We start from the raw sequence: 22,595 nt of genomic DNA, 5'->3' as shown, positions 1-22,595 counted from the left end.
ATCTAATTGGGATCATAGTTTTTCGGTTAATATGGCTATCATCGTTTTTATGCCATCTCTATAATTACCTAATCTAAGATTTTCATTAGGGCTATGTTGGTTATTGTCCATGTTGACGGTAGGCACTATTACAGCCGGAATACCTAAGGTATTTACAAATGGTGAAATGGGAATAGAGCCACCGCCCATTCTTATTTTAATGATATCATCCTCAAAAGCTTTTTCCAACGCATTTTCTAACCAAATGCCTACATCAGAATTCATTTCTGTTCGGAAAGATTGATAAGATAGTTCATGTGTGAAGGTTGCAATTCTTTTGTTTGATAATCGTTCCTCTTTAGTCGGTTCCCTATCTAAGACCAAATACCCTTGGTTTTCAACATGTGAGCTAATCAATTTTATAAGGCGATGTGGGTCAGATTCCAATACCAATCTAACATCTATCTCTGCTCTAGCCCAACTAGGTACAATAGTTCTCGCTTTTTCATTGATCCAACCAGATTGCATGCCTCTAATGTTTAATGAAGGATATTGAATCGCTTCTTGATAATTACTTCCTACCTTATCTATATCGGCAATCTGAAGTTTATTCCTTATAAAATCCTCATCATCTGGAACCCCTCTCAGGATTTTTTTGGTGTCTTCATCCAATGTTATACCATCATAATATCCCGGTATGCTTACTCGTCCCTCATCATCCTTCATAGAGGCTAATAGTTTGGAGAGTCCAAATGCAGGATTAGGAGCGTAATTCCCATAATGACCACTGTGTTGTGGAACAATTGGCCCATAAGTGGTCAATGTAATGGTGGCTATTCCCCGGGCTCCAAAAACCAAGGTCGGCTTATTGGTAATATGTAGTGGGCCATCAAAAATGACCATCATATCCGATTTTAGAAGCTCCCTATTGTCTATGACGGCTTGGGGAAGACGAGGCGAGCCCAACTCCTCTTCAAAATCCATAATAACCTTTATATTATAATTTGGCTCGAAGTTTTTTTCTGAAATTGCATCCAACGCAGCCAAGAACATAGCAACAGGGCCTTTGGCATCAGAAGCTGATCTTGCGAAGATTCGCCAGTCATCCTGATAATTATTAAGGTCATAATTCTCCAAAGTCTTCCAGTTGCCCGAGGCTTCCTTTTCCTTGAAAACAGGAATGTAAGGGCTTTTCTGAAACCATCTTGTAGTATCTACAGGTTGTCCATCTATCTGAAGGTAGATCAACACCGTTTTCTTAGCTTTTTTTCCTTTTCTTTCAGCTAATAATAAGGGAGCAACTGCAGTAGGTATACGGGTGGTTTTAAAATTTCTATTTCCAAAAGCTTTTTCACACCATTGTATATTTTCTTCAAGACTCTCGGGAAAAATAGCATCATTTGGGATACTTAAAATATCTATAAGTTCTGTAAATGATTGTTTGGTATATTTTTCGGCTAACTCTTCAAGCTTTTCTTGATCATAACGCTGTCCAAAAATTGTTATTGGTATTAGCAGAATCAAAAGATGTCGTAAAAATGATTTCATGGTGGTCGTTTGTATTGGTTAAAGATAAATCTAAATGGACAATATTGCCAGTCTCTTTGTTCAATAGACATTGGAATAACAGCAGGAAGGTATTTGATTTTTTGTTTTGGCGGTTCAAAGGTCAAAACAAATAAAAGCAGTAATTTAACAACTTCGTTTTAACGACCTCACCAAATGCTATTTATCGATTTTTATAATAAGATATTAAAGGCTTCATTCACTTATAGTGATTTACCCTTTCCCATGAAAAAGGTTACTGTTTTAAAGGGAACCAGTATCACAACATACGGGCAGGTAGAAGATTCTCTTTACTTTATGAACAAAGGTATTGTTGAGATGACGATTAAAAGTTATATGACTGAAAAGATAATCGACTTTTTTTTTGAAAACGATTTTTTCTGTGGCTACACCTCCTTTTTAGATCAACTTCCGACAGATGTGCAAATAACGACCCTTATGGACTCAGAAATGGAAATTATCGAACGTAAGGATTTAATGTCCGCTTATGAATTTTCTTTGGAAGCAAACAAGTTTGGAAGAATTGCAACTGAGCATGGCTATATTAGAAAATCCAATAGGGAAAAAGATCTATTAACCAAAACAGCGGAAGAAAGATACGCAGAAATGTTTCGAACACGCTCTAGGTATATTTCCAATATTCCTGTAAATAAAATTGCCAAATATCTCGGGATACACCCCGAAAGCCTTAGTAGAATCAGGAACAAAATGAATTCTTAATACCCACCTTAATCTTTCGTGGTTTTTCTAATAAAAAGTAGCTGAAAATAATTTTTCAAGTGTTTTAAGTGGTCTGTGGTTAGGTCTCTGCCCTTCAAGGCCTTTGATACTACAAAAGCACCTTCAAAGATAACAACAGTATGATCGGCCAGCGATTGGATGTCAATTTCAATTTTGGTATCATAGTCTTGTAGAACATCTCTAATCAATTGTTCCATGGTTTTTCTCCATGTTAATATAGTTTCCGATATGTGCCGTAACGTTTCCTCATCGAACTGACTGGGTTCATAGGTATAAGTAGCATACAAACAACTATAAGGCTCCGATAAACCGGACATCATATCAACAAACTCCTGGATGAATTGTAAAAGGCGTTCCAAAGCATCTCCCTCTAAGTATTTTGTCTTTTTTAAAGCCTCGTTCATGTGCAAGATATCTTCCTTGGCATACTCTTCTATCAGAGCTTTTGCCAATGCACTCTTTGTTTTAAAGTGATAAAAGAATGCCCCTTTGGTAATTCCGGTTCTCTGTAATATTTGATCTATACTGGTCCCCGAAAATCCATTTTCGAATAGCAAGGCTTTGGATTCGGCCAATATTTTATCATATGTAGGTTTTCCATCTCTTCCCATTTGTTAAAGATAAAAAAATTAAACAGACTAGTTGGTATGTATTGAAATAATTTTATATTTGCACCAACTAGTCTGTATTATAATATTAACAAGAATTATCAATTATGCAAAATTTTATTTCACAATTACCAACTCCCATAGACATCTTATTTGATCCAATCTCTCTTATAGTGTACGTCATGTTTGGCGGGTTAATGCTTTGGGAATATCTTTTTCCGGCCCGAAGATTACCTAAAATGAAATTCTGGAAACTTAAAGGCATAACCTTTTTTATTGCTTATGTGCTTCTGACTACCTACATTCCTCTTATATGGGATGACTTTTTTGCTTCCTACCAATTAATGGACCTAAGCTCTTTGAGTTTATGGGTACAGATCATTCTAGGCGTATTTTTATTCGAACTTGTGCAATATGGCTGGCATATAAGCATGCACAAATCCAATTTTCTATTTAGGACATCTCATCAAATGCACCACAGTTCGGAAAGGATAGATGTTCCCAGTGCCTTTGTTTTTAGTGTAAATGATATGATAGGACTGTCTTTGGTTGGGTCGGTTAGTTTTGCCCTCATCATGGGATTGACTCCTCAGGCTATCACCATTATTGTATTATCCCTTACTTTTTTAGGCATTTTTCAGCATGCCAATATTAATACCCCTAGATGGCTCGGATACATCATCCAACGTCCGGAGAGCCATACCGTTCACCACGCAAAGGGAATACATAGGTACAATTATACCGATTTGCCCATAATAGATATGATGTTCGGCACCTTTAAAAACCCAAAAAGCTATGAACATGAAACAGGTTTCTATCATGGAGCATCCAATAGAATATTGGAAATGTTGAGTTTTAAGGATGTGACAACAAAGAAAAATAATGAAAAATAATAGTATAACCCAGAGTTTCTGTCAAAACAGGGGTATTTATTTGCACGAGATATTTCAACGTACAAAAATGAATTCCTAACATAGGTCAAGGCCATTTTTTTGCCTAGGCTTTTCTCCCCGTATAGTTTTGCGGTCTAAAGTTTTAAACTAAAGATTATGGAAAGTTTCATTTCTCAATTATGTAATACAACTGGGACTCTATGGACTCCTTTATCATTAATCGGCAATATCATGTTTAAATAATTGTTCCCCAGAGAAAATTCATATTATCAAATAAAAAAATAAAGTTATGAGAAAAATAAGCCTTATAGTCACAGCAACAGTACTTGTTCCTATAATGTACTTTTCGGCAACCAAAATAATCAGGAATAACTCTGATGTTTCATCAAAACTAGCATATAATTTTGTCAAGTGTACTCCAGCTAAATTTTTGTTGACAGCGTTAGATACCACAAAACAAATTTCTCCATTATTTGAAAATTTAGGGAACCTTCATTTTTCTATAAGTACGGAAAAGGAAAGGGCACAGGCATTTTTTGACCAAGGTCTAAAACTATCCTACGCCTTTAACCATGCCGAAGGACACCGTTCGTTTATGGAAGCTGCACGTTTAGACCCCAATGCCGCAATGACCTATTGGGGACAAGCTTTCGCATTGGGGCCAAACATCAACGACCCCCTACCCGATGATGAACGCAAGAACAAGATAAATGAAGCTATGACGAAGGCCAAGCATTTGGCATCAAATGCTACTCCAAAGGAAAAGGCTTTGATAAAAGCATTGTCTGCAAGATACAGTGAAGATTTGACCAAAGATGTCGCCGAACTGAATATGGCCTATATGGAGGAAATGGCCAAAGTGGTTAAAAAATTCCCTGAAGACGCCAATATTCAAATTTTATATGCGGCATCTGTTATGAATACGGTGCCATGGAATTATTGGGACAAAGATGGGAATCCATCCCTAAATATTGCAGAAGCTAAAGCCGCTCTTGAAAAGGCAATGAAACTTAAACCTGAAAACCCGGGAGGGCATCACTATTACATTCATATGGTGGAACTGCCTTATCCAGATTTGGGAGTTCCCAGTGCCGATAAACTGGCCTCTTTAATGCCTGGAGCTGGCCATATTGTGCACATGCCATCACATATTTACATTCGGGTCGGTCGTTATTTAGATGCAGTAAAGGTCAATCAAGCGGCTATATTGGCAGATGAGGATTATATCTCCCAATGTTTTGCCCAAGGGTTGTACCCTTTAGCTTATTACCCACATAATATCCATTTTTTATGGTCTTCGGCAAGTTTGTTAGGTGCTAGTGAGATTGCTCTTGATGCCGCTAAAAAAACAGCTGAAAAGGTACCCGTAGGAGAACTTGTTGAAATGCCTTTTCTACAAGATTTTGCTTCGACTCCCCTATTGGCCTATACAAGGTTTGGTAAATGGAACGAAATTTTGTCGATTCCTGCTCCAAGTTCCAATATAAAGCATCTTAACCTTATCAGGCATTATGCAAGAGGTTTGGCCTTTATCAGAAAAGGAAATTTGAAAGAAGCCAAAGAAGAATTGGAGGCCCTTGCCCAACTCAAAAATGATTCGGAATTGGAAACATTGGTGGCTACTCCAAATAACGCTTCCATCCATTCGGCCAATATTGCATATGAAGTGGTAGCCGGTGAATTAGCCGCGATGGAAGGCGATCTGTCAAAAGCTATTGAACACCTTAGCAGTGCTGTGGTCTTTGAAGATGGTTTAACCTATACTGAACCTGCAGCATGGCATATTCCCACTCGTCAAAATTTAGGCGCTGTTTTAATGCAAGCCAAAAGATATGGTGAAGCTGAAAAAATATACAAAGAAGATTTAGCAGTATTAAGACAAAACGGTTGGTCGCTAATAGGGCTATATAACGCCTATATGGCCCAAGGAAAAGTTGTTGAGGCCAAGAAAATAAAAAAAGAATTTGATAGCGCTTGGGAGCATGCCGATATAAAAATAACAAGTTCAGTTTTATAGCAATGGTCAAAATGAAACTTAAGATAATCAAACAATTCATGTTGCCCCTACTTTTTTTTGCCATAGTCTTAACGGCTCTGTTTATAATATTTCAACCAATTGAGGAAAAGCTAATGGTATATAACCCTACCGATGTGCATCCAGAATTAGTTGATAAAAGCATACAGGGCATAAGTGAAAATCATACGGTAGCAGATTTTGAATTAATAAATCAAAATGGTAAAACGATTACCCAAGATGTTTATAAAGACAAAGTTTATGTGGCAGATTTCTTTTTTACTAGCTGCCCAAGTATCTGTCCGATCATGACCGATAATATGGCTAAAATTCAAGAGGAATTTTTAAATGACGATAACGTAATGCTTCTGTCTTTATCTGTGACACCCAACGTTGATAATATTCCAATACTACGTGAATATGCAAATAACAAGGGTGTGATAGATTCTAAATGGAATGTTACCACTGGTAATAAAAAACATATATATGAGCTAGCGCGCAAAAGTTATTTTGCTGTTACTGATGAAGGTGATGGAGGGTTACAAGATTTTATCCACACGTCAAATTTCACCCTGGTGGATAAACAAAAACAAATCAGAGGCATTTATAATGGTATCGATGATAAAGAAATACTCCGTTTAATCAATGATATCAAGATTTTGACAAACTGATTTAAAAGCAGCTTCTTACTAGTAAAAACATAGTGCCAAATCCTTTATAAATAACAAGGGCTTAACATCTATTGTCTAAAAAACACATGAAACGTGTACTAATCAATCATAACAAATTCATCAATTAATAAATTTTAGCATCATGACAATTTTTAAGAATACTAATTACTTAATCATCTTTTTGGCCCTCTGCATGGGAAGTATAAACGCTCAAAGTGGCCATGAAAAAACAACAGTTCTGGATTCCATTATGATTGATGCGCATTGGAGAACATTTGAATATCACGTTCCTCAATATCCCGTTAACAATTCTAGACTCGTGCTTGTTTTACATGGTGATGGAATGACCACAAAGTCAATTCAAACAAAAACAGGATTTGAGTTTAACAAATTGGCAGATAATACGGGTGCTACAATCGTTGTCTATCCGCAAGGCTATAAAAATTACTGGAATGATTGCAGACGTGAGGCCTCTTTCGAAACAAAAAACAAAGACATCAATGATGTGGCTTTTATTAAATCCATTATTCAAAGAATGGAAAGAAGATACCATATTGATCGCAAAAATGTCTTTGTGACAGGTTATTTCAACGGAGGAAATATGTGCTATAAATTGGCAAAAACAATTCCTGATGTTTTTAAAGGATTCGCCGCAATTGGAGCAAATTTACCTATAACGTCCAATGATGATTGTGTCCCTATCAACAAAGCTGTTTCCATAATGGTCATAAACAATGTGTCGGACACAATAAACCCATATAAGGGTGGTGAGCTTACTTCATTAGACGGATTTACCAGAGGAAAAGTACTGCCAACCAATGAGACCTTGGATTATTGGTTAACCCTTTTGGAGCAAAACGATGAAGCCACGTTGTCATCGCTTTCATCCACTATTGCAAAGGCCAATTCCACATTTTTCCGAGATGATTACTGGTCGAAAGAAAAGAACAAAAGAGTTTCTCTTTTAAAAATAGTGAAAGGTGGGTATCCCTTTCCTAATCCACATGTGAATCAGTGGTCTCAAATAGCAGCTAACATGAACAAGCATATTAACATCCCTGAAACTGTAATGCGTTTTTTTTATCAAGTGCAATATTCAAATCCAGACCATTTTAATAAGTAATTACCATCATCAAAAGAATATCAATTCATCAACATTCAATTTTAAATATCATGAAGGTTATCAAACGCATATTTTTAACATCAATCACATTATTTATTTTAAGCTGTAACAGTGACGATTATACTGGAGATAGTCCAGAGCCCAGACAAATCCAATTAAAGGTTATTGGTCGCGGAACAGCTCTGGGCCAACCTAAAACTATAGTACATCCCAAAACTGGAGAAACTTTAGAACCTGACTGTTTTTTAATGGATCTTATAGATCCCGAGACGGGAAATGTAATCGGAACACTTCAAGATTGTGTTGTAAATAGTGAAACTCCTAGTGATGGCACCATTACCTCTAGAGTAATTACTTCGATCAATATGGATGGACGTGGAACTATACAGGCAGAAAATATAGTGTTCCAGGAATTACAACCTCCATATAACGAGCTTAATTTCAATACTTCATTTACACCAACCGAAAATAATGTTATAAGCACAACTTTTGAGTTTGAAGGAATGGAAGGTACTGTTGCCTTAGATGGCGAAGTAAACCTTTCAAACTTAGGACAGGGTATTGTTACTTTCAATTGCAATTTCACCATCAATCTGGAATCTTACTAAACCCAGATTCGGTAATTAGTGTTTAGTTAAGTAAGTAGTGTTAGGTTAGTCCAGTGTCCATTATTCTTTGTAATACATGGGCACTTTCTATCCTCTTAGCTGCTGTATGCACTATTAAACCATCTTTTCAATCATGAGAAAAAAAGTATTGCTGGTATTGCTATACTGTTGCCCAATATTTGTGCTTGCTCAAAACAATATTATCAAAGGTCAAGTTAAAGATAGTTTGAACAACCCGGTACCCTTAGTACATGTAATGTTTTTAAAAGCCGAAACATTTGTAGCTGGAACCATTACAGATTCATTGGGAGGTTTTGTAATCGATAACCTAAACAACGGTTCATTTCTCTTAAAAATTGCTGCTATTGGTTATCAAGATTTTATCCAGGAATTTATCTATCAAGGAGACAGTTTTGATTTTGGAGTTTTACAATTACTGACTGAGTCAATTGCTCTTGAAGAGGTAGAATTGGTCGGTAGAAAAAGGCTTTATGAAAGAAAAGCGAATAGTTTAATCATTAATGTAGAGCAACAAATAGCTAGTTCCGGAAGATCTGCACTAGAGCTTTTGTCCAATGTAGCTGGTACATCAGTAAATCAACAGAGCAATACACTTTCTTTAAATGGAAGAGGTCGAGTAGCCATCATGATGAACGGGAAACTCAGCCGAGTAGATGGACAGGCTTTATTGAGTTTGTTAAAAAGTATGCCAGCGTCTGAAATTGAACATTTGGAGGTTTTTAACAATCCACCTGCTACATATGAAGCCAATGGTTCTGGAGGTATGATAAACATCAGAACCAAATCTAAAAACAATCATGATTCTGGAGGTGGTCTGTCCTTTATGGGAGGTTATGGTGAACAAGAAAAAACAGGTATGTCTGCAAATTTCCATTCGCAACAAGGCCAACTAGGATGGTATGGCAGCTATTCTTTTAACAGAAACAATTCTCCTGAAGAATGGGGTTTGCAAAGCGAATTTAACAGTTTGGAAAACCTGAAAAAAGTAAAGACCCGTAGTCTTCGTAAGCCGATAACGGTTTCACATAACTATTCGCTAGGGTTGGATTACGATGTACTAAAAAGCACAAATATTGGAGCAGGTTTGAGTGGCTATAATTCAAAATGGGATATGATAGCTTTTGACAAAGTAGTCAACAATAACAGTACCAGCGAGTTGGAGTCATTAGACATTGAAACAAAAGAAATTAATCATTGGAATCATATTTCTGGGAACTTTCATATACAACAATCCTTGGGGAATAATCATAAGTTAACCTTCGACTATGACCATTTGCACTACACTGATGACAATCCGAGTTCTTATGAAAGTGGGGTGGATTTTGTTGAAATCAAAAAAAAGACCCCTATCACTTTTAATGTTTTTGGTTTAGACTATAACTGGTCCCTTTCCAAAAATATTGACATCCAGTTTGGTGCTAAAAACAGCTCATCAAAATTTAAAAATACGGTAGAAGTGAGTTCAGATAATGGACTACAGGTAATTATTGATGATGAACTTTCAAGCGTGACCCAAATGGAAGAACGGATAAGTGCCCTTTACTCTTCATTTCAATTTCTACTTGGTAATAACACAAAATTGTCTACTGGACTACGGTTTGAACATACTCACAATGAACTAATCGGTAACAAAGATGAAGAGATTATTCGCAGAAAGTATGGCAATTTATTTCCAACGATAAGTATTACCCAACAGATTACTGATATGCATAGTCTACAACTAAATTATGGTAAACGCATCAACCGTCCCAGCTTCAATAATTTAGCTCCTTTTATCTTGTTTTTGGGGCCAGATGCGCTCTATTCTGGGAATGCCAATTTACAACCAGCGTTGATTGATAAAATAGGCATAGAATGGGGTTGGTCAGGTAAATATCTATCATTAGAATATATAATTGAGACAGATGCTATAATCGAGTTTCAACCTAGGCTTTCAGAAAACGAAGAACAATATATTTTTAAAGCCGAAAACATAGACAAAAGGAATTTCCTAAGCCTTTCCTTTCGAGTACCATTAAACATTACTGCCTGGTGGCAAAGTGAAACCAATTTTAATTACCAATACGAAACTTTAGAAACAAGATTCCAGAACTCTGAATTTAAAAGAAACAAGGGTACATACAAAGTAACCTCCTCTCAGCAGTTTTCTATAAATAAAAACACAAGGTTAGAGCTAAGTGGACACTACCAATCCCCCTCATTATTTGGAATCAGCTCTTTTGGAGCTAGAGGTTCATTAAACCTTGGTATTCAGTATCAGCTAAAAAATAATTATGGTACGCTGAATCTATCTCTTAACAACATGTTTGCCTCGGATAATTGGAGAATAAGAACCAATCAATCTAATCCTGTCATTAATGCACTGGAAACTTACTTCCCAGAATCAAGTATTATGACTTTAACCTACACCAAAGGTTTTGGAGCCAACAAAAAGAAATCAAAATATGATGGAACCAACGCCAGTGAAGAAAAAAAGAGAATAAAATAGACTGTAAAACATCAAAGCAGTTTTAACACAAATAAACTAAGTAAATATTATGAGTAGCGAATTTAAAAACAATGCTATCCGCGGTCCAATCAATTCCTGGATGTTTAAAGTACTTTCTGGGTATATGAACTATCTTTTTGGAAAGTCAAAAAGAAGTCTTTTTAAAGGACATCCAGAAACTGTAGTAGAAATTGGTCCAGGAGCTGGAGCAAACATGCGATACCTTAAAAAAGGAACAAAGTTGATTGCCATAGAACCCAATATTCATATGCATGCCAACCTAAAGAAAAGTGCAAAAAAATATGGGATAGCTCTTGAGATAAAAACGGTTATTGGGGAATCTATTGATTTACCGGACAATTCTATTGATTTTGTAGCCTGTACCCTGGTTATGTGCACAGTGGCCAATCCTGCTAAATGTGTTGAACAAATAAAACGTATTCTAAAACCTGCTGGTGTTTTTGTATTTATTGAGCATGTTAAAGCAAAAGAGAAAACAATTGTATCCTTTGTTCAAAATGTGACGTTCAAACCTTGGTTTTGGTTTTTTGAAGGATGTAACACCAAAAGAGACACAAAGTCTTTGTTGGAGTCTGCCGGTTTTAGCTCCTTATCCATAGAAGAATACAATTCCTATTCTCCTTTCGTTCCAATTACACCACAAATTAGAGGCCGGGCAATAAAATAATTAAACTAATCTTTAGATAAAAGTTATCCGTCGTAAATCCCTATGTATTCCTGTGGGGCTTTTTTCTTAATACACTGGGCCTTATCTTATATCTTTTGTAGAAGGCATTCGAAAAATTACCCAGACTGGAATAACCAACCTCATATGCAATAAAGGTTATTTTGTTATCCGTGTTTTGAATTTCATTGTATGCCCTTTCCAGTTTTAATTCAATACAGAAATCCACAACACTTTTTCCAAAGGCATCCTTAAATTTAGTTTTAAGAAAGTATTGGTTCAACCCAACGGCATTAGCAATTTCTTTAATGGATAATCTTTTGTGCTGATTTTTATGTATGTACTCCTTCGCCTCAATGATTTTTTGTTTTGAAGCATCTGTAAACTGAATTGAATTTTTAGTTTTCTCTCTCAACAAAGGAATAGAATGAAATATCAAATCAATGAGCTTTGCCTCTATGAACACCTCTTTTAAATTCCCCGAAAAGGGATTGTGTTTAATATCATTGATTATTTTTCTGGTCTTAGAGTCCAATAACGCATATTCCTGATCTAGAAAATATTCATCATTGGTTTCAATAACCGCTCTAAGTGATTGCAGCTCTTTAAAATCCTTTAGAAAAGAGTTTAAAAAATACTCAGGTTGTATAACAAAACCGAAACTTTCATAATTGCAGTTCTTAGGAAAGTGAATGGCGCAATCTCCTAACTTCTCATAAATGATTGTAAAAGTATTTGGTTTAATAATGATCTCCTTTACATCATCTGCAACAATAGTTCTGGTCCTTCCTGCCAGTTGAAAATGAAATTGCAACCATTCCTCTTCAACCTCTTTATAAATAACAACCTTTTCATAGGTCTGCATTCTTGTAAAGTAGACCAAAAAGCCATTGATGGTCAATTCCTCCTTATGTCCAGTATACCCATCCCCTATTAAATCCAAAACTTTTTCTACTAAGCTAAAAAAAACTGACTTATGCTATTGCCAATTTTCAAATTCCATAACCACTATTCCCGATTCAATAACAAGAAAGTCGATTCCAAAATTAGTTTTACCTCATAACAACATCTTATGCGCACTGTTTTCATCATTATAATTATAGTCTTTGCTTCTTTTCAATTCACCTTAGCACAAAACGGATTGGCTATTAAAAAAGCCAAAGGGAAAATTGAGTTGGATGCCCAAATGAACGAGCTGGATTGGAAGGAAGCCGCAATAGCTGAGAATTTTGCCCAATTCTTCCCTAGCGACTCCGTTCCAGCAAAAGCACAAACTGAAATACGGATGACCTATGATGAAGACAACCTTTATGTATTTGCTAAAATGATGAATTTAGGCCCCAGAGGTTACGTTACCCCTTCTTTAAGAAGAGACTTTAGGGGTGAGGCCAATGATGTAATAAGCATTGTATTGGATACCTATGCCGATAGAAATAACGCATTCCTATTTGGTGTAAACCCTTTTGGCGTTCAAAGAGAAGGGCTTATTGCTAATGGGGGAAGTGTGGCAAGTTCAGATACATTTTCTACAAGTTGGGACAACGTTTGGTACTCCAAAGCTGAAATATATGATGATCATTGGGCGGTGGAAATGGCAATTCCTTTTAAAACACTCCGCTATAAAAAGGATTTGAATAATTGGTATATCAATTTTTACAGGTTTGATAGTGAATACAGTGAGCAATCTACTTGGACTCCCATTCCAAGAAATCAGTTTATCATCAACCTTGCGTTTACCCAGCAATTAATTTGGGATGAACCTTTGCAAAAGACCAAAACAAACATTTCACTAATTCCGTATAGCATTTTTAGAAATTCCAAAAACTTTGAAACGGACACACCCACAATAAACGATTTTGATTTTGGTTTTGATGCCAAATTTGGTTTGGGGCCGGCAATGACATTAGACGTGACCGCTAATCCCGATTTTTCTCAAGTAGAAGTAGATCAGCAGGTAACCAATCTAGATAGATTTGAAATCTTCTTTCCCGAACGCAGACAATTCTTTTTAGAAAATGCTGATTTGTTCGCAAGCTTTGGAATTGATGGTACTCGTCCCTTCTTTTCAAGACGGATTGGGGTAACACGGGATGAATCCACTGGTCAAAATGTGCAAAACGAAATCTATGGCGGAATACGATTAAATGGGAAATTGAATAAGAACTTAAGATTAGGAGTGCTCAATGCACAGCTAAAGGAAAATGAAGCCATAGGTTTAGCTTCCACCAATTATTTAGTAGCGGCCTTACAACAGCGAATACTGAGCAGGTCTTATCTAAGTGCTACATTTATAAACAAGCAAGCTTTTGTTGATTCTGTTGGAGGGGATTTTACTTTTTCTCCCAATACCTACAACAGAACGTTGGGGATTGATGCAAATTTGGCCACTAACGACAATACTTGGAATGGGAAATTGTTCTACCATCAGTCTTTTGACGAGGGCAATTCAAATTCTAACTATGCTTTAGGTGGTTTTTTAAACTATAGCACCTATAAATTAGAATCCAATCTTACTGGTCAAAGTATTGGTGCGGGCTATAATCCCGAAGTAGGATTTGTAAGAAGACGTAATGTCTTTCAATTAACTCCACAAATCTGGTATAACTATTATCCTGAAAAAGGTGTTATTCAAAAACACGGTCCGGGAGTTTCTGGAGATTTAATAAAAAACAATATTTCATTTGATGATTTGGATTGGAATCTAGCTCTTAACTATAGATTTAATTATAAAAGCACAGCTTACCTAGAGTTATCCGCAGAAAAACAATATACCTTTTTATTGAATCCCTTTGATCCAAGTGGACTCAATGGTCTGGCTTTGAATCAAGGTACAGATTATGGTTACTCTTTTTTAAGCGCAACGTATAGGTCGGATGCTCGAAAGTTTTTTTCCTATAATCTATCTTCCCAACTTGGAGAATATTTTAATGGGTCTCTATACAATTTTGCAGGAACACTTACTTACAGGTATCAACCCCTGGGTTTTACCTCATTAAACTTTGCCTATAACAATATTCGTCTCCCTGAGCCCTACAAGGATGCGGACTTACTATTAATAGGCACTCGTTTTGATTTCACTTTTACCAAAAACATCTTTTGGACAACTTTTGTGCAGTTTAACAGTCAGATTCAAAATGTAAATCTTAATTCTAGAATACAATGGCGCTTTAAGCCTGTATCGGATATTTTTCTGGTGTACACTGATAACTTTTTTGCAGAAAGTCAGACGGAAAACGGTGGACTTATCCTTCCAAGCATTCGTTTTCCAAGACAACGAGCAATAGTTTTGAAGCTCAATTATTGGATTAATCTTTGAGTACTATTCGTTTAAATTTGGTTAGTTCAAGCTAGCCAATCTAGTATCATCATACGAAACCCTGTAAATAGCATCTCCAAAATCGTCAGAAATCAATAAAGACCCATCCTCTAGGAATAATATATCAACCGGTCTTCCAAATGCCTCTTGCGTATCATCATCTAGCCATCCATCTATGAAGGTCTCATAACTTACGGCCTCATTGTTCTCCAACTTTACCAATGAAATCTTATAACCCACCTTAGAAGAACGGTTCCATGACCCATGTTCGGCAATAAAGGCATGTCCTTTATATTCTTCTGGGAACATATTCCCGGTATAGAACTTAATCCCTAACGGAGCCACATGTGCTCCCATAGCTTGAACAGGTGCAACAAAATCTGAACATGGGAATGCATCACCAAACTCTGGGTCTTTAACAGTTCCTCCATGACAGTAGGGATATCCAAAATGCTGACCAGCCTCAGTAACCCGATTTAATTCGCATGGCGGAGTATCATCCCCCAACATATCCCTACCATTATCCGTGAACCATAATTCATCAGTTTCTGGATGCCAAGTAAAGCCTACGGTATTTCTAACTCCTTTGGCATAAATCTCCCGATTGCTGCCATCTGGGTCCATTCGAGTGATTGTAGCATAGCGTTCATCTTCACCAGAACGTTCACAGATATTACATGGTGCGCCTACTGGAACATATAATTTTCCATCTGGACCAAAGGCAATGTATTTCCATCCATGATGAAATTCCGTTGGGTAATCATCATAAATTACCTCTGGTTGCGGTGAGCTGGAAAGTTGTTGTTCTATATTTGGATATCTTAAAAGTCTACCAACTTCTGCAACGTACAATGCCCCATCTTTAAAGGCCAAACCGTTGGGGACCTCCAATGTAGAGTCTAAAACCATTATTTTCTCGGCTTTAAAATCTCCATCCAAATCTTGAAGTGCATAAACCGTTTTTTCGTTTCGTGTGCCTACGAAAAGTGTACCATTATCACCCATGGCCATTGATCTAGCTCCATCAATACCTTCAGCGAACACCTCTACCTTAAACCCCTCTGGAATATTTAGACTTTGCAAGGGCAAAGTAGTTTCAGTTTGCTCAACTTCTTCTACTTCTTCAGCTATGGTTTCTTTTGACTTTTCTTTTTTTCCATTGCAGGAAAATATGAATAGAGATAAAATGAATAAAAATGAAATTCTTTTAAGCATGTCGATGTTTTTACTAACGTTCAAAATCTTACAAATCTATGTTAAGTGTTTTGCAATTATAAAATTAGGGTAATTTCAGAGATATTTTTTCAAATGCATCTTAAAGTAAGTAGCACTATCTGTTATGCTCTGTATAGAATTCTGGGCAAAATTACCTCCCTGTTCCAAATAATAGAACTGTAATCCGGTTTGGTCAATATCAGGAAGCATGGTTTTATAATCAATAGAGCCATTACCTAGCTCCGTATAATCCCGTGTTATTTTGTCCATATCTTTAATATGCCACATTACATACCTTTCTGGCTGTTTGGTAATCCATTTCTCTGGACTCAATTTAGAAGAATGTTCAACCCAATAAAGGTCCAGTTGTAATTTCACCAAATTGGCGTCTGTGCCATTCAGAATGACATCATATCCTATTTGTCCATCATGGTCTTCAAACTCAAAACCATGGTTATGATAGGCAAAACCAAGCCCAGCATTGGTGACCTGCTCCCCTATCTTATTTAGTTTGTCTGCAAGTAATTTGAAATTTTCAATAGTTCTGTAATCTGGATGTAACCATGGCCAAGTAATATAACTTTTATCCAATGCTTGAGCACCTTCAATGCACTGCCCCACATAACGCTTTAGTTCATCTTCTGATTTTTTAAAATAATCTGAAAAACCATAATGTCCGCTGGAAACTGTTAATCCGATATCATCTAGAATTCTTTTGAATTCTGAAGCTTTAAATCCATAATAACTCCCCTGCTCTTCATTGTACCCGTAAATTTCTAAATCTTCGTAGCCCAAAGCCTTAGCTATTTTTAAACTACCTATTGGGTCTTTTTCCATTGCGTCACGAATGGTAAAAAGCTGTAGTCCCATTTTATATTTAGATTGATTGATCATAGAAAATCCAGAAACAGGCATCATAGCCGCTGACATAAGTAAACCTGATTGTTTTATAAATTTTCTTCTATTAATTGAGCTTGGTTCTTGCATGTATTCTTTTGAGTTATCGCGCACTGTTAACCAACCCGAAAATAAACAAAAAATACTGCCTTCACTCCAAATGCAATTCCTTTAAAAGTTAAAAATGATTTGTGCAGATTGTACATTTTTTCTCAAAAAATCCACAAACAAATTTGAGAAAGATCATTTAACGGTTATCATTTTCAAGACGGCTCACCACACTTTTAGGACAAAATGTTCTCCAGTTATATAAAACTCTACAAAATCCATGTTTTTTGTATTCACATAAAAATCAAGTAAAATGGATAGAAAAAAATTTCTACGACAAAACCTACTCATTGGAGGCGCCTTAGCTATAACACCAAGTGCTCTTATTGCAAAAACATCAGTAAACCAAGAAGCTGTTTTTAGCAGTGAATTAATTCTTGAATTCGTGTTGGCCGCACATAAAAGCTTTGACGAAACAAAAAAAATACTTGAAAAACATCCATTACTGCTCAATTGCGCTAGTCAGTTTAAGAAAGGTGATTTTGAAACTGCTGTAGGTGGTGCTTCTCATATGGGCAGGAGAGATATTGTTGATTTTTTAGTGAGCAAGGGTGCACGGTTAGATATTTTTAATTACGCTTTTTTAGGGTATGATGATTTCATTAAAAAAATAGTCACGGATTATCCGCATTTACTGCATTCATATGGCCCACATGGCTTTACCTTACTGCATCATGCCCAGGTGGGAAAAAGGACTGAACTTGTGGCATGGTTACAATCTAAGGGCTTAACCGAAAAAATGCTTAAAGGAGTCTTTGGATAGATTCCAAGACGGTTAAGCATCATTAAATCAAAAAAGGTTGTCATTATATTTGTGTATCTTCTTAGCTACGAAATTTTTTAAGGATGTGGGCAATTCAGAGTGAAAAGCGGTTTTATTTTCTATCCATAATTCTGCTTGTTGTCATTTTTATCATCACCCTAATTCAAAACATAATTCGCTATAGCAATCATTCCAGCTATAGTGTTTGGGTGTCAATAGTATATCTATGTGTTTCGGTGCTTCTATTTATACCTTTCATAGTCCTTACGCTAAGGCTTCAAAAGGAAATTAAAAAAAGGTATGCAAAATGGTTTTGGCCATTTGTTTCCTGCACAACCATTTTAAGTCTTATCATTTTCTATGTTTTATCCAATATCATTTTACACGCTTTTGGATACTTTGATCACTTTATTGATTCTGAATATGCACGATACTATTTTGGGCGTGAGGCATTATATCATTTATTGTTGATTCTTGCATCTGCAGCTTACGTTTACAATCTGAAAGACAAGACAAAAACCATTCAAGTTTATAAGGGGCGAAAACTAATAACGATTGGCCTTGAGCTAATAGAGTGGATTGAAGCTGAAGGACATTACTTGAATTTTTATTCAGAAGCAGGCACTTTCATCAAGCGAGATCGTTTAGGAATATTGGCAGAACAACTACAACCTGATTTTATAAGAATCCATAGAAAGTATATTGTGAACAAAAGCCAAATTATAGCGAAGGAGAAAGATAAACGTGATGAATATATAGTCCTCTCCTCTGGAAAAAGATTAAAAATTGGTCAATCTTTCAAACCAATTTCTTGGTAGAAATTCTATTGCTTGGCATACTCCCCCACGTTCCCAGTATACCAAATTGCAGTTCTGTGGGTACTATTAATATTTAATGAACTAGAAAATGAAGGCGTTAATTGCGCCACCACCTGATACGTTTCTGTAGCAGCACTTATTGTAAAGCGCATAGTATACCCTTGAGTCTTTTTATTAGGAACAATCTCAAAATCCTTGGGAACACCTTCGAACTGAATACCGGTATTATTGCTGTTATACGTTCCCCCCATTTGCCTTTCACCAAAATAGGGAAGATTGGCTTCTACCCTATCTCCTATAACTCTCAAGTAACTTGCGCTACCGGATAGGTCAATTCGGTTAGCAGTACTTCCAACGGGCAATAAACCTGCATTTGCAATACTGTTAATGCTCCCTGTTGCCAATGGATTTGCCCAGTTAGCCTTAATTTCAAAAGATTTCTCAGAAACAAGCCTGTTTATGGCTTCAATTTCTTGTGTCGTTGCTGTGGATTTCGGATTAGATGCACACCCAGCCGTAATCACAATTAGCATGCTGATAATATATTTTTCAAATGGCTTCATAATCAACAGGTTTTAATGCTATTACAAAATACTCAATCTGAGTAAAATTTCCCATTTAAACAGTATATTTAACCTTCAAACCAGACCAATTTTCATGAAAGTATTGTTTTGCAAAGCCTTTACGCTTTTCACTTTTTTTACCTTACACACAGTTCACTCGCAACAAGTTCAATTACAAGATTCCATCAAAAATATACCAGAATACAGGGCTACTGTATTATCAAAGGATTTTGACATTGATGGCGAGGTACTAAACGACCCTATTTGGCAAACTGTTCCCGCCATTGAAAATCTTATTCAATTACGTCCAAACTATGGGCAAGCTGTTTCAGAAAAAACCGTAATAAGAATAGCGTATACCAATACTACATTTTATGTTTCTGTGGTTTGCTATGATAAAGATGCCAAAAATATTGTGGTTTCCGACTCGCGTAGGGATGCAGATCTAAATGATGAAGATAGTTTTCTTTTTATCATTGACACTTATAATGATAGGCAAAACGGATTCCTTTTTGGCACCAATGCGCAGGGAATGGAATATGATGCACAGATTGATAATGAGGGAAAGGGAAGTTTCAATACCAACAGGCAACAGGGTGGCGTTATTGGTGGTACTAACTTAAATTGGGACGCTACTTGGAAAGTGAGGTCACAATTGGGAGATTATGGGTGGAGTGCGGAATTTGCCATTCCATTTAGATCTTTGCGCTTTGCAGCGGGTAAGGACAAAACTTGGGGCCTTAATTTTAGAAGAAACATCAGTAAAAATACAGAGACCGCATATTGGACTTCATTGCCATTAGGTTTTGACATGAAACGATTGTCCCTAGCCGGAAAACTCAACGGGTTGAACTTACGAAACCCAGGGAATTTAAAACTTATTCCATATGCGCTAACACAAGTGGTAAATAACAGCGCTGTTTCTCCAAGTGAAACAGATACAAATTTTGAAGTTGGGGCGGATATTAAATACAGTATTACCCCTAGCCTTACCTTGGATTTAACATACAATACGGATTTTGCTCAAGTGGAAGTGGATGATCAACAAGTAAATCTGGATAGGTTCAATCTTTTCTTCCCTGAAAAAAGAGCTTTTTTCTTAGAAAATGCCGGCCAATTTAGCGTTGGTAGCCCTGGAGAGGTAGATTTATTCTTTAGCCGTCGAATTGGTATCGGTGACAATGGAGATTTGGTGCCTATAATCGGTGGAGCAAGACTATCAGGTAAAGTAGGGCGAACTAATGTAGGCTTCTTGAGTATGTTTACAGATGATGTTGATGAGGCTGGTATTGATCAAAATAATTTCTCCGTGGCACGGGTAAACCATGATTTTCAAGGAACTCGGTCTTCCCTAGGTGGTATGTTTATCAATAGAGAGGGTTTAGGTAATATGGAAGATGATTACAATCGGGTATATGCAATGGATGGGACCTGGGGAATTGGAAACAAAGCAGAAGTCACCGGTTTTGTAGCCAAAAGTACCACTCCAGGTATTGAAGAAAAAGACCATGCATTTAAATTGTTAGGAAATTACAACTGGGACGGATGGGATTTACGAGCTGGTTATACCGAAGTTGGAGCGGGTTTTAATCCAGAGGTTGGTTTTTTGCAACGTACTGCTTTTAAAAAACCTGAATTTCTTATTTTAAAAGCACACAGAGTAAAGAACATGGGGAATCTTCTTGAAATACGTCCTCATGTTTCATACCGTGGATATTGGAATTTTGATGATGAACTGATAACCGGTTTTCTTCATGTGGACAACCATTGGGAATTCAAAAGCGGCTTTGAAATACATACAGGTATCAACTTTACTACGGAAAGGGTTTTAGAGCCTTTCAACATTTCCAATGTTACAGTACCCGCTGGAGAGTATAAGAACGAAGAGCTTCAGTTTATTTTGATTACCAATGCCAACAATGCATTTTCCCTGAGTACTAGAACCATTATTGGCGGCTATTTCAATGGTGATCGTATTACCAATAGCGGAACTGCAAATTACCGCGTTGGTGATCGTTTTAACTCTTCACTTACTTTTAGTCATAGTGACATTCAACTGGAAACTGGTAATTTGACTGCTTTGGTAGGAGGCCTACGCCTTTCTTATTCCTTTACGCCAAGAATGTTTGTACAAAGCTTGATACAGCGTAATAATGTATCAAGTATTACTGCGGTGAACGCTCGCTTTGGATGGTTACAAAATGCCAACACCGGTTTATTTGTAGTATTCAATATTGTAAAAGATGATGATGATTTAGATGCGCTGAACAATCAAATATTTACAGTAAAGTATACACATCGCTTTGATATTCTGAATTAACGGAGAAGAGCATTATTTCGTTTTAATTTTAATCCCAGAAGGGTCCTCAAATTTTCCAGTGACCAACCAACCTCCAAAATCTTCGGAAACAGCCATTAGTAAAGTATTTTTTCCTTTTTTAAGGTCAAGATATATAGCATCAAACAAGCCCACAGTTCCCAAATAGCGATAATCCCTGGAACGCCATCTATTGGTGCCTTTATAAATAGGCTCTTCATTCAAAATAGCGACAACTCGATCACTATAGCCAAATTCAAACAGTTTTGTCTGAGGTTTATCAGAGTTAATTATGATTCTTGCAAAAACTGTATTTCCTGGCTTTCCATCACGTAATCTAACTTGTCTTGATATGTTTGCAGCAGTTCCTTCCTCTATAGTCACCTTTTTACCCCATGTTCTTGATTCAGTGACTGATCTTAGCTTTGTGTGGTCAACTAATAATTTTTCTTCAAACTTGTCTGATATTTCCCAACTCTGAACCAACCCGGTTATAGGTTTTCTTTCAATAGGTTCAAAGTTCTTAATAACATCTTTTTCCTTATCTACAACAATATTGGCAATATACATACCTTGAGCATTACCTCCACTAAATGATATTTCCCCTTCTTTGGCTTCATGAAAAAGGTTCCAAGAGAGATGGGGTTCTTCTGAATAATCTAAATATACCTGTGCCCTATCATTGTTGACCACCAATTTTACATGAGTCCAATCATCATATTTATAGTGGTAAGGAAAAGAGTATTTTGGTCCAAAATAAAGCTGCCAAGGTGATATTCCTTTAATTAAAGGTGCGGCTTGATTTGCATCTGGATTACCTGATTGATGGGGTCTAATATAGAAATGTTCAGCATCAGCATCATTTATCCTAAAATATACACCAGGAAACGCTTGCGCCTCTTTTAAATAGATGTCATACTCTATGGTACCATTTAAAAAACTTTCATCTTTTAGAATCAATGACCCTGCTTGAAGATAAATTGAAGGTTGTCCCTTATAAGTTTCAAGCACATAGGCTTTTGCTTCAATTTTCCAATGCAAAGTGTCCAATGGAATAATTTTTTGGGAAGAAATTGTTTGTACAAAAAAAACTGTACCCAACAGATTTATAAATATTGCCGCTTTTGTTTTCATTACATTCTTGTTTGATTGGACTAAGCTCGAATATTAGCATAAAAAATGCGAAACAAGTTCGTTCAAT

Annotated in this window: 19 protein-coding genes; 12 read left to right on the top strand and 7 right to left on the bottom strand. The window is 36.5% G+C overall.

Annotated features, from left to right (window positions below):
• Positions 1–12: 12 nt before the first annotated feature.
• Positions 13–1,527 carry a M20/M25/M40 family metallo-hydrolase gene (locus tag SJY44_RS11665; RefSeq protein ID WP_396589849.1) on the bottom strand — a complete coding sequence of 505 codons (1,515 nt, stop codon included), beginning with the start codon at positions 1,525–1,527 and terminating at the stop codon, positions 13–15.
• 243 nt (positions 1,528–1,770) lie between these two features.
• Between SJY44_RS11665 and SJY44_RS11660 the strand changes: the two genes are divergently transcribed.
• Entirely contained in the window at positions 1,771–2,265 is a 495-nt protein-coding gene (locus SJY44_RS11660) for a Crp/Fnr family transcriptional regulator (RefSeq protein ID WP_187269583.1), read from the top strand.
• An 8-nt stretch (positions 2,266–2,273) separates the two neighbouring features.
• Here the strand turns inward: SJY44_RS11660 and SJY44_RS11655 are convergent, their stop codons facing one another.
• Positions 2,274–2,897: a TetR/AcrR family transcriptional regulator gene (locus SJY44_RS11655; RefSeq protein ID WP_396589848.1), complete on the bottom strand. Its 624-nt coding sequence runs from the start codon at positions 2,895–2,897 to the stop codon at positions 2,274–2,276.
• A 104-nt stretch (positions 2,898–3,001) separates the two neighbouring features.
• On the opposite strand from SJY44_RS11655, the gene SJY44_RS11650 reads away from it, so the two are divergent.
• The 7 genes from SJY44_RS11650 to SJY44_RS11620 all read left to right on the top strand — a co-directional run bounded on the left by SJY44_RS11650 (position 3,002) and on the right by SJY44_RS11620 (position 11,400).
• Positions 3,002–3,787 (top strand): sterol desaturase family protein, encoded by a 786-nt coding sequence (locus SJY44_RS11650; protein WP_396589847.1) that lies wholly within the window; start codon positions 3,002–3,004, stop codon positions 3,785–3,787.
• Positions 3,788–4,076: 289 nt separating this feature from the next.
• Positions 4,077–5,804, top strand: a complete 1,728-nt coding sequence (locus SJY44_RS11645; protein WP_396589846.1) for a tetratricopeptide repeat protein — start codon at positions 4,077–4,079, stop codon at positions 5,802–5,804.
• An 11-nt stretch (positions 5,805–5,815) separates the two neighbouring features.
• Positions 5,816–6,472, top strand: a complete 657-nt coding sequence (locus SJY44_RS11640; RefSeq protein ID WP_396589845.1) for an SCO family protein — start codon at positions 5,816–5,818, stop codon at positions 6,470–6,472.
• A gap of 142 nt (positions 6,473–6,614) precedes the next feature.
• On the top strand, positions 6,615–7,595 hold the full coding sequence (locus SJY44_RS11635; RefSeq protein ID WP_396589844.1) for an alpha/beta hydrolase family esterase: 981 nt from the start codon (positions 6,615–6,617) through the stop codon (positions 7,593–7,595).
• Positions 7,596–7,645: 50 nt separating this feature from the next.
• Positions 7,646–8,203, top strand: a complete 558-nt coding sequence (locus tag SJY44_RS11630) for a hypothetical protein (protein WP_298926364.1) — start codon at positions 7,646–7,648, stop codon at positions 8,201–8,203.
• Positions 8,204–8,336: 133 nt separating this feature from the next.
• Positions 8,337–10,712, top strand: coding sequence for an outer membrane beta-barrel protein (locus tag SJY44_RS11625; protein WP_396589843.1), 2,376 nt, complete (start codon positions 8,337–8,339; stop codon positions 10,710–10,712).
• A gap of 49 nt (positions 10,713–10,761) precedes the next feature.
• On the top strand, positions 10,762–11,400 hold the full coding sequence (locus SJY44_RS11620; protein WP_298926358.1) for a class I SAM-dependent methyltransferase: 639 nt from the start codon (positions 10,762–10,764) through the stop codon (positions 11,398–11,400).
• A 40-nt stretch (positions 11,401–11,440) separates the two neighbouring features.
• Here SJY44_RS11620 and SJY44_RS11615 read toward each other — a convergent pair whose 3' ends face one another.
• Positions 11,441–12,340 carry a helix-turn-helix domain-containing protein gene (locus tag SJY44_RS11615; protein ID WP_396589842.1) on the bottom strand — a complete coding sequence of 300 codons (900 nt, stop codon included), beginning with the start codon at positions 12,338–12,340 and terminating at the stop codon, positions 11,441–11,443.
• Between the two features lie 129 nt (positions 12,341–12,469).
• Between SJY44_RS11615 and SJY44_RS11610 the strand changes: the two genes are divergently transcribed.
• A complete protein-coding gene (locus SJY44_RS11610; RefSeq protein ID WP_396589841.1) occupies positions 12,470–14,713 on the top strand; it encodes a DUF5916 domain-containing protein in 2,244 nt (747 codons plus the stop codon).
• Positions 14,714–14,734: 21 nt separating this feature from the next.
• On the opposite strand, the gene SJY44_RS11605 is transcribed toward SJY44_RS11610, so the two are convergent.
• Positions 14,735–15,928 (bottom strand): PQQ-dependent sugar dehydrogenase, encoded by a 1,194-nt coding sequence (locus SJY44_RS11605; protein WP_396589840.1) that lies wholly within the window; start codon positions 15,926–15,928, stop codon positions 14,735–14,737.
• Positions 15,929–16,003: 75 nt separating this feature from the next.
• Positions 16,004–16,915 (bottom strand): sugar phosphate isomerase/epimerase family protein, encoded by a 912-nt coding sequence (locus tag SJY44_RS11600; protein WP_396589839.1) that lies wholly within the window; start codon positions 16,913–16,915, stop codon positions 16,004–16,006.
• Positions 16,916–17,186: 271 nt separating this feature from the next.
• Here SJY44_RS11600 and SJY44_RS11595 point away from each other — a divergent pair, with 271 nt between their 5' ends.
• Together SJY44_RS11595 and SJY44_RS11590 are read left to right on the top strand one after the other, a co-directional pair.
• Positions 17,187–17,696, top strand: a complete 510-nt coding sequence (locus SJY44_RS11595; protein WP_396589838.1) for a hypothetical protein — start codon at positions 17,187–17,189, stop codon at positions 17,694–17,696.
• Positions 17,697–17,779: 83 nt separating this feature from the next.
• Entirely contained in the window at positions 17,780–18,514 is a 735-nt protein-coding gene (locus SJY44_RS11590; RefSeq protein ID WP_396589837.1) for a LytR/AlgR family response regulator transcription factor, read from the top strand.
• 5 nt (positions 18,515–18,519) lie between these two features.
• On the opposite strand, the gene SJY44_RS11585 is transcribed toward SJY44_RS11590, so the two are convergent.
• Positions 18,520–19,077, bottom strand: coding sequence for a DUF4251 domain-containing protein (locus SJY44_RS11585; RefSeq protein ID WP_396589836.1), 558 nt, complete (start codon positions 19,075–19,077; stop codon positions 18,520–18,522).
• Between the two features lie 94 nt (positions 19,078–19,171).
• Between SJY44_RS11585 and SJY44_RS11580 the strand changes: the two genes are divergently transcribed.
• Positions 19,172–21,397: a DUF5916 domain-containing protein gene (locus SJY44_RS11580; protein WP_396589835.1), complete on the top strand. Its 2,226-nt coding sequence runs from the start codon at positions 19,172–19,174 to the stop codon at positions 21,395–21,397.
• A 12-nt stretch (positions 21,398–21,409) separates the two neighbouring features.
• Here the strand turns inward: SJY44_RS11580 and SJY44_RS11575 are convergent, their stop codons facing one another.
• Positions 21,410–22,528 carry a hypothetical protein gene (locus SJY44_RS11575; RefSeq protein ID WP_396589834.1) on the bottom strand — a complete coding sequence of 373 codons (1,119 nt, stop codon included), beginning with the start codon at positions 22,526–22,528 and terminating at the stop codon, positions 21,410–21,412.
• Between the last annotated feature and the right edge of the window lie 67 nt (positions 22,529–22,595).

The sequence above is a fragment of the Allomuricauda sp. R78024 genome, assembly GCF_044596045.1.
Taxonomy (GTDB): Bacteria; Bacteroidota; Bacteroidia; order Flavobacteriales; family Flavobacteriaceae; genus Flagellimonas.
This window is presented reverse-complemented; position numbering and strand designations above follow the sequence as displayed.